General features: G+C 41.9%; 8 protein-coding genes. 7 read left to right on the top strand and 1 reads right to left on the bottom strand.

Going from position 1 to position 6,437, the window contains the following annotated elements:
* The 4 genes from U736_RS0108290 to U736_RS0108305 all read left to right on the top strand — a co-directional run.
* Nucleotides 1–535, top strand: a 535-nt coding sequence (locus U736_RS0108290; protein WP_026500636.1) for a DnaB-like helicase C-terminal domain-containing protein, incomplete at its 5' end; no start/stop codon positions are given.
* 85 nt (nucleotides 536–620) lie between these two features.
* Nucleotides 621–1,061, top strand: coding sequence for a single-stranded DNA-binding protein (ssb, locus tag U736_RS0108295; RefSeq protein ID WP_026500637.1), 441 nt, complete (start codon nucleotides 621–623; stop codon nucleotides 1,059–1,061).
* Nucleotides 1,062–1,075: 14 nt separating this feature from the next.
* Nucleotides 1,076–1,414, top strand: coding sequence for a hypothetical protein (locus tag U736_RS0108300; protein ID WP_026500638.1), 339 nt, complete (start codon nucleotides 1,076–1,078; stop codon nucleotides 1,412–1,414).
* Nucleotides 1,401–1,925, top strand: a complete 525-nt coding sequence (locus tag U736_RS0108305; RefSeq protein WP_026500639.1) for a hypothetical protein — start codon at nucleotides 1,401–1,403, stop codon at nucleotides 1,923–1,925. The genes U736_RS0108300 and U736_RS0108305 overlap by 14 nt, the downstream gene beginning before the upstream one ends.
* Here U736_RS0108305 and U736_RS11275 read toward each other — a convergent pair.
* Nucleotides 1,897–2,529, bottom strand: coding sequence for a hypothetical protein (locus tag U736_RS11275; RefSeq protein WP_174888842.1), 633 nt, complete (start codon nucleotides 2,527–2,529; stop codon nucleotides 1,897–1,899). The two genes, U736_RS0108305 and U736_RS11275, sit on opposite strands and share 29 nt — an antisense overlap.
* Nucleotides 2,530–2,738: 209 nt before the next feature.
* Between U736_RS11275 and U736_RS0108315 the strand changes: the two genes are divergently transcribed.
* Genes U736_RS0108315 through U736_RS0108325 form a run of 3 tightly spaced genes read left to right on the top strand, consistent with a single transcriptional unit; the run spans nucleotide 2,739 to nucleotide 6,374 of the window.
* A complete protein-coding gene (locus U736_RS0108315; protein ID WP_026500640.1) occupies nucleotides 2,739–3,071 on the top strand; it encodes a hypothetical protein in 333 nt (110 codons plus the stop codon).
* Nucleotides 3,052–4,380, top strand: coding sequence for a PBSX family phage terminase large subunit (locus U736_RS0108320; RefSeq protein WP_026500641.1), 1,329 nt, complete (start codon nucleotides 3,052–3,054; stop codon nucleotides 4,378–4,380). The genes U736_RS0108315 and U736_RS0108320 overlap by 20 nt, the downstream gene beginning before the upstream one ends.
* A complete protein-coding gene (locus tag U736_RS0108325; protein ID WP_026500642.1) occupies nucleotides 4,365–6,374 on the top strand; it encodes a portal protein in 2,010 nt (669 codons plus the stop codon). Before U736_RS0108320 ends, U736_RS0108325 begins: the two co-directional genes overlap by 16 nt.
* Nucleotides 6,375–6,437: the final 63 nt, after the last annotated feature.

Below are 6,437 nucleotides of genomic sequence, written 5' to 3' on the forward strand. Positions count from 1 at the left end.
TTATATTGATCAAACGGGTGGTGTATCCCTTGCACAATTGTCCGCCCGTGCAAGGCGTCTTAAACGACAACATGGTCTAGATGTCTTGATTATCGATTATATCCAACTCATGACAAGCGGTTCAAAGCGTTCATTAGAAAATCGCGTTCAAGAAATTACAGCTATTACCACTGGATTAAAAGCACTTGCAAAAGAACTCAATATTCCCATCATTGCTTTGTCACAACTTTCACGTCAAGTTGAAAACCGAACCGATAAACGTCCACAACTCTCAGATTTACGTGAATCTGGTTCAATCGAGCAAGATGCCGACATTGTGCTGTTTGTTTATCGTGAAGAATATTATCTCAAAAATGAAGAACCTAAAGAAGGCACTGCTGAGTATAGCAAATGGCAAGAGGCAATGGAACAAGCCAAGGGTAAAGCCGAGGTTATTATAGCAAAACAACGCCATGGTCCGACGGGAATCGTTCCCCTTGCCTTTCAATCCGATTTTACACGCTTTAGTGATTTAGAACATAATGTAACACTTTAAATAATTGTTATTAGCTAACTGAAAATATTGTAAAAACACATAAAACATGTTATGATCTTTACATCATTTAATGGAACTTACAAACATGCTTAATAAAGTGATTTTAATTGGTCATTTAGGTGCCAATCCAGAAAGCAAAACTATGCCTTCTGGTGGTGAGGTGGTTAATTTTCGAATGGCAACGTCTGAGAGCTATATAGACAAGGCAACCAATAAGAAAGTAGACAAAACTGAATGGCATTCCATTGTGGTGTTTAATCCACATTTGGCAAAAGTAGCACTTCAGTATCTCAGTAAAGGTAGCAAAGTTTATATCGAGGGGCGACTACAAACTCGTAAATGGCAAGATAAAAACGGTGTTGAACGGTATGTAACAGAAGTCATATTGCCTCAGTACAAAGGCGAGTTAAAGCTTTTAGATGGCAAAAATGATGATGATCAAGAGCAGTCATCTCCTTATGACAGAAGCATTTACAGACCTCTTGATACGCCCCATACCGTTATGAATGACAGTGTTCCTTTTTAATAGAGGGTATTAAAATGTCTGATAAACCGCCGCTCCATTCCTTTAGTGCAATCTGTAAATCTAAGCCAGTTTATAACTATACTATTACAGATCAGGAGATAAAATCATTACAACATAATAATAAGATTGATACATTCTGTAATATATCAGCAGGCTTTCTAATTGTAATGATGGTCATTATCTTCGTGTGGATGATGAATGATGATGATGATTGGAAAAAAATTCCAGCCTTTTGTATAGGCGGCGTGTTGCTAGTACTTGTAGCGTCTTTAGATGCAAAAATAAATTTAAATTCAAAGGAAATTTGGGAAAACGTTAAACAGGTGTCTGAGGTTATCTGTGAAAAAAAATAAAAAAAGGGGACGCCCTAAAATAGCAGGGCAGGTAAGAGAACCAAATGGCCGTATAACACGTGCAAAAACACCACGTGAATCTGTTGATAAATTGGCAATAGAAATGCGTGCAAAGCGCTTCGGTTTAACGCTACAAGAGGCAAAAAATCCACTCTCTGGGTCTTATATAGGGCGGCTTTGCTTGCAAGGCGTGCTTACTCAAGAGCAATACGACGCCGCGCAACAGTACCTACAGATAAGAAACGATTACCTTTGTGCAAAAGGCTTGCCTAATGCGATTTATGACGAAATGCCGTCATCTTCAGATGATAAGGCAAGAGATAAATGGGTAGCATTTGCAACAGAGCAGTTTATAAACACGCAAGAGGCACTAAAAGAAGCACAATGCCTTTATAGACAGTACAATCTTCACGCTGCGCTACAGTACCTCGTTATAGAAGATCAAATGCTATCACACCTTGTGAATTCACTGCGCGTTGCTCTTAATGCTCTTCGAAAGCATTTTTATTAGAGACTTTTTCTTCATCAGGTTTATCATTATCTGAACATGCAATCATTGCAACCCTAATGAAATAGCCAATTAATATTATTCCTGATACTATTGCCGTTATTATTGCCGTCGTTTTGCTCCAACAAAGACCTGCCAAAAATATAGATATTACGCAATATATTTTAACTATAAGTCCAGAATAGACTTTAATATCTTCCGTCGGAGGATTGAATGTGATTAGGATCGCAATAATAGAACATACTACCGCTATTAGCATCAATACTGATGCTATATCGATCATATCAGGATTCCAACCGAGAAGCCACGTAAGAGACCATAAGATAAGCAGTGGTAAAAATACTGCAGTGCTGTATGAAATTGCTTCTCCCCATGTGTTTCCGTTTGATTTCAGGTTATAAATTGTAATCAATACCAGAAACGCTATTATTAAATACAAGCTATATATAAATCCTAAGAACTTTGCTCCTATTATTAATAGAAAAATAAGACCTCCAATCATAGCGGCACCTATACCGTAACCAATTATAGCACATAAGGCTTCCAGTATAATTCCAATAAATGGAAGTAATAGTAGAATACATAAGATAATTAATACGATTGTCATGTTTATTGCTCTTTAATTGGTTTTATTGGAATTATCACTAACTGATTCCCTTTGAAGTTATCAATATGTGTTATTTTTATGTTGACAAATTGTAGCAAATCGTATTTAATGACATTGCTGTACTTGGTCGTATTGTATCTAGACGAAAGACAGTGCAGTTTGAAATCCCCGCAAATGCGGGGTTTTTTATTATCTGGAGGGCGTATTTTATGACATCAGAAAATACAGAGCAGGCTCCAAAACCCATTAAAAAGCGTATACCCCCAAAGGCAGGTCAAGGGCGTGTCAAAGGCGTTCCAAATAAAGTGACGCGCATTTTAAAAGAAGCAGTGGTTAAGGCTGCTGAGAATGCTGGGAATAAAATTGGCAAGGATGGTTTGATCTCTTATTTGGAAAAACAGGCTATGGAATGTCCAGCGGCTTATTTAGCGTTGCTTGGTAAGGTGTTGCCTTTACAGGTAACAGGTGAAGATGGGGGAGCCATTAAGGTGATAACGCGTGTAGAAATCGCGCCTTTGGTCAATGACGACACGACAGATTAATATTATACCAAAACTCATTCCTATTTTTGCAGGGGATGCTTTGGTGCGTGCCGCATGGGGAGGGAGAGGGTCTGGAAAGACAAGATCATTTGCCTTGATGGCTGCTTTAAAAGGCTATCAATTTGGTATGCAAGGGATATCGGGCACTATTCTTTGTGCGCGTCAGTTTCAAAATTCTTTGGCAGAAAGTTCATTGGAGGAGATTAAACGCGCCATTGAAGCGCATGACTTTTTAAAGGACTATTACAAGGTTGGGGAGTCGTCGATTAAGTCGATTGATGGTCGTATAGCCTTTCAGTTTTCTGGTCTTGACCGCAATATAGCCAGTATCAAGTCTATGGGGCGTATTTTGCTTTGTTGGGTTGATGAGGCAGAGCCCGTTACAGAGACGGCTTGGCAGACGCTTATACCGACGTTGCGTGAAGAGGGAGAGGGGTGGAGAGCAGAGTTATGGGTGACATGGAACCCATTGCGAGAGAATGCCCCCGTTGAGAAGCGGTTTCGCTTTTCAGACAATGAGGCAATTAAGCGTGTTGAGATCAACTGGTCAGACAATCCGAAGTTTCCGAAGATCTTGAATGAAGCGCGGCTTGATGACCTTAGAAACCGTCCCGAGACTTATAAGCATATTTGGGAAGGGGCTTATCTTACAGCGGTTCAAGGTGCTTATTATCAAAAGGAAATGTTGGCAGCTGAGCAAGAGGGGCGGATAGGGCGTGTTGCTCGTGACCCTTTAATGCAAATACGTGCTTTTTGGGATATTGGGGGCACGGGTGCCAAGGCAGATGCAACAGCGATATGGATAGCACAGTTTGTGGGGCGAGAAATTAGAGTGCTTAATTATTACGAAGCACAGGGACAACCGCTATCAGAGCATGTAGGCTGGTTGCGTCAAAACGGTTATGAGAAGGCGTTGATGGTTCTCCCCCATGATGGGGCAACCAGAGACCGTGTGCACAATGTGAGTTTTGAGAGTGCTTTAAATGATGCGGGCTTTGAAACACAGGTTGTTCCCAATCAGGGAGCAGGGGCGGTTAAGATGCGTATAGAGGCGGTGCGTCGTATTTTGCCGTCTGTTTGGTTCAATGAAAAGACGACGGTAGCAGGGCGCAAAGCACTGAATTGGTATCATGAGAAATGGGATGAGAAGCGTAATATTGGCTTGGGAGCAGAGCATGATTGGTCCAGTCATGGAGCAGATGCCTTTGGATTGATGTGCGTGGCTTATGAAGAACCTCCGACGATACAAAAGCGACCAGCTTATAGCGGCAGAACGGAATATGAGAGTACCTCATGGATGGCAGAATGATGTATGATGAAGAGCATTTAGATAAAGAAAGTAACGCATCAGATTTGTCGACAGAAGGCTTATTTCGCAAGCTTGTGAGTTGGTACAAAGAAGATGTGGAGCATGTGAATAAATGGCGTGAACATGCACGGGAGGATTTTCGTTTTTACAATGGTGATCAGTGGAATGAGGCTGATTTAGCGGCGTTAAAAGAGCAACGCCGCCCCGTTATGACCTTTAATCGTATTGCTCCGCTTGTAAATGCTGTTGTGGGTTCAGAGAGAAATAATAAGCGCGAAGTGCAGTTTATTCCACGTCAAGTAGGGAAGGCATTGCCTAGTGAATTGCTTACCGGTGCGGCAGAATGGTTTCGGGACATGGCGCATGCAGAATACGCTGATAGTGATGCTTTCCAAGATGCGGTTATCTGCGGCATGGGGTGGACTGATACACGGCTTGATTATGAAAGCAGCTTTGATGGTGAACCGGTTATTACGCGTTTAGACCCGTTAAAGATGGTTTGGGACAGTGCAGCGGTGCAACCGAACTTAACCGATGCGCAACGTTTGTGGTATGTGGACCGCAAGCCTTTGGAAGTAGCCAAGCAGATGTTTCCCAAAGCCCATTGGAGTGAACTGAGTGCAGATTGGGCTCGTGATGGGATTGCTTATGAGGGCATTCATCATAATGATCTTGAAGCTTATAATGATGAGAAGGGCATTGATGTTGAAAACGGTCGACGGATGATCACACTTGTTGAATGCCGTTGGTTTGAAAGCGAGAGATATTACAAAGCGCCCGATTTAAGCACTGGAGAACTTCGTGATTATAGCGAGGAAGAATTTAAACAGCTACAGTGCATGATGCCGGATATCCAAGGGGCGGCTTTTAATAAAAAGGTTGTTAAACGTGCTTTTTTAGGGAGAAAATTGCTTGAATCCCCCGATCAACCTTTGGTTCCAGCGGGTCAATTGGGTTGGGAGTGTATAACGGGGTATTTTGACAAGATAGAACGGCAATTTTATGGTGTTGTGCGTCCGACAAAAGATCCTCAACGATGGGCGAATAAATATTTCAGTCAAGTGATGTATATCCTTAATAGCCAATCCAAAGGCGGGATAATGGCAGAGAGTGGTGCATTTAAGGATGAGAGAGAAGCAGCAAAAAGTTTAAGCCGGTCAGACAGTATTACATGGGTTAAACCTAACGCATTGGCACAAGGTAAGATACAACCAAAGCCTGTAGCACAGTTTCCACAAGGCTTTTTCCAGCTGTTTAATGAAGCTAAGGAAGCAATTAATCAAGTGACGGGTTTATCGCCCGAATTCATTGGCACAAGAGAAGTGACACAAGCGGGTATTTTGGAGGCACAACGACGCCAATCCAGTTTAAATCTGCTTGCTTGTCTGTTTGATGGTTTACGTTTGTATCGCAAGCGGCAAGGTAAGATTATTTTGCACTTGATACAGAATTACTTGTCCGATGGGCGTTTGGTACGGATATCTGGTGAGGAGAATGCGCAATATATTCCATTGACGCGTGAAGAAGTAACGAGTGTCGAGTATGATATTGTAGTTGATGATGCGCCAACCAGCCCGAATGAGAAAGAGCGCACCTTCGGTATTATCACACAACTGCTTCCATTGCTTCAAAATGCGATTACGCCGGATATTATGCTTGATCTACTTCGTTATTCACCATTGCCTGCGTCATTGCTTAATCGTGTCAGTGAGAAGTTCCAACAGCAACAAATGGCACAACAACAGCAGATGGACCCCGAGCAGGAAATGAAGTTGCAGGAAAAGCAACAAGACTTAGAGACGAAAGCACAGATGCATCAGATGGATTTGCAACAAAAGCAGATTGATCTGTTTATGCATCAAAAGAAAGCAAAAACAGAAGCAGAAATGATGAAACAACGCCATGACATTGAACGGCAGAAGCTTCTCAATACTCAGGCACACAATCAGATCATGCGAGAGCGAATAGCATTACACAGAGGTATGCATAGTTGAGAAAGGTGAAAGAATGAATGCAGAAATGAATGAAGCTATGAATGAAGATTACAGAGTTGGAGC

Origin of the sequence: Bartonella grahamii ATCC 700132 (assembly GCF_000518085.1) — a bacterium.
GTDB lineage: Bacteria > Pseudomonadota > Alphaproteobacteria > Rhizobiales > Rhizobiaceae > Bartonella > Bartonella grahamii.